This is a genomic window from Cohnella lupini (genome assembly GCF_003386205.1).
Taxonomy (GTDB): Bacteria; Bacillota; Bacilli; order Paenibacillales; family Paenibacillaceae; genus Cohnella; species Cohnella lupini.
In genome coordinates, this window is the sequence record NZ_QRDY01000054.1 from 1 (window position 1) to 1,934 (window position 1,934).

The 1,934-nt window shown below is 49.9% G+C and carries 1 protein-coding gene; it reads right to left on the reverse strand.

The features are described from left to right. Positions 1-117: 117 nt before the first annotated feature. A complete protein-coding gene (ltrA, locus tag DFP95_RS28530; RefSeq protein ID WP_115996075.1) occupies positions 118-1,422 on the reverse strand; it encodes a group II intron reverse transcriptase/maturase in 1,305 nt (434 codons plus the stop codon). Between the last annotated feature and the right edge of the window lie 512 nt (positions 1,423-1,934).

The following is a 1,934-nucleotide window of genomic DNA, read 5'->3' on the forward strand; positions in this document are numbered from 1 at the left end:
TGGAGGGCGTATGCCCTCCTTTTACTTTTCCAGCTCCCCCTGCATCAAACCGGACGTGAAGTTTTCCCTCATCCGGCTTTCCGATGTTCTTCTTCCTTCAGCGTTGCGGCACTTTCTTTAGCTAGCGATTTTCTTAAGTCCTGCAAGTTGAGCCGCAATGGCTGCTTGCTTAGACTTGCTGTGCTTGTTACGACAGTTGCGTTTCTTGTTCCAGAACAGCGTGAGTCGCTTGCGGATATACCAGTCGATTTTGTTTAGGAATATGTCGGCAAAAGGATCAAGCCCATAGTAGTTCTTCCACCCTTGAATTTTAGGGTTTAATTCTTCCACCATCTTATTCATCGTCCAATACAGACGATTTCTCGGCTCAGTTGCTTCCTTCACCTTCTGTTTCATGTTCTTCATCGCTTTCTTAGACGGATAGCTCCGAAGAATGTGAGTTTCTTTATTCCCCTTCAATTTCTTATGTATCTTCCGGTGGTGCATCCCCAGAAAGTCAAAGCCCTGCTTATCATCCCATAGGTTAATCAGCTTGGACTTCTCCTTGTTCATTTCCAGTTCCAGTTTTCCGAATACCGCTTTAAGGACATCTATCGCCTTTAGGGCTTGTCCTTTGGTTTTGCACAAGATGACGAGGTCATCGGCGAATCGCACCAGTGTTCCCGTTTCCGCGAACTTCTTCTCCCAGATCGTGTCCAGGTAGTTCAAGTACAGATTCGAAAGTAAGGGACTAATGACGCCGCCTTGAGGGCTGCCGAGTTCGGTTTCGTGAAACTGATCATCTTTCACGAATCCCGCCTTTAGCCACTGACGAATGAGTTTTAACACACGGCGGTCGCTGATGCGCTGTTCTACCAACTGCATCAGCTTGTCATGCACGATGTTATCGAAGTATCCGCGAATATCGATGTCAACGACCCAGTAGACGCCCTTTTTCACTGCCCGGCGGATATGCCTAATTGCGCCATGCTGATTCCGTTTTGGTCGGAATCCGTACGAGCAATCCTTAAAATCCGCTTCGAATATCGGTTCAATGACCATTTTCGTTGCCATTTGGACGATTCTATCCCGTATCGCAGGAATGCCGAGTGGACGCATCTTGCCATCTGCTTTCGGGATCTCCTTACGTCTTGCCGGCAGAGGATGGTAATTTCCATCCCTGAGTGTCTTTTGGATTTCGTTAACTAACTCTTCTTCGCCGATTTCTTTGACGATGTGGTCGATGGTCATGCCATCTACACCGCCACTTCCTCCGTTCGCTTTAACTCGTTTCCATGCTTCCCAAAGGATGTCGCCACGGTGCACTTTGTCATACAGCGCATGAAATCGCCGCCTCGGATTTCCCTTGGCTGCAAGGTATAGTACGTTTTGGAGTTGTCGAGCTTTTACTTTGGCGTTGTTAGCAGGTTTGGCTGCATTCACTGACTCTTACCTCCTCCGGTACATGAACAAAGCAGGGGTCCTTTCCTCCACAAGGTTTTGTTGTCCTTGCTTCACAGGTACTACGACCCCCTCCGCCTCCCTCCCCGCAGCTCGCCACTTCACCTTTTGGGCTTATAGGTTCGCTCTTTACGGCATTTGCCGTGCAGGGTAGGGTTTCCCTAGTTCCAGTCACAACTTTCTCAGCATGCCGATCCCCTTACGCCGGAGAGTTCTTCCGCGTTGCGTTTCCAAGTGCTTCACGCGTTCCATGGCCTTCGCCCAAACACACGAGGCTCGGCTCTCTCTTGTCCTTTTCAGGTCTTTTTTTGACGACGCGGCAAGATTCACTTCATGTTACAGCCTGCTGATTTGCTCGCACCCCGAAGAGTTACTTTGTCACGGGGCTTCAGCCTTAGGATCTCTCCACCAGTTGCCCGTCAGCTACGAGGCGACTTGGCTCTTACCTCGACCGGACTTCCACCGGCTAGTTGTGCCTAGCTTGGCTAGGCGCG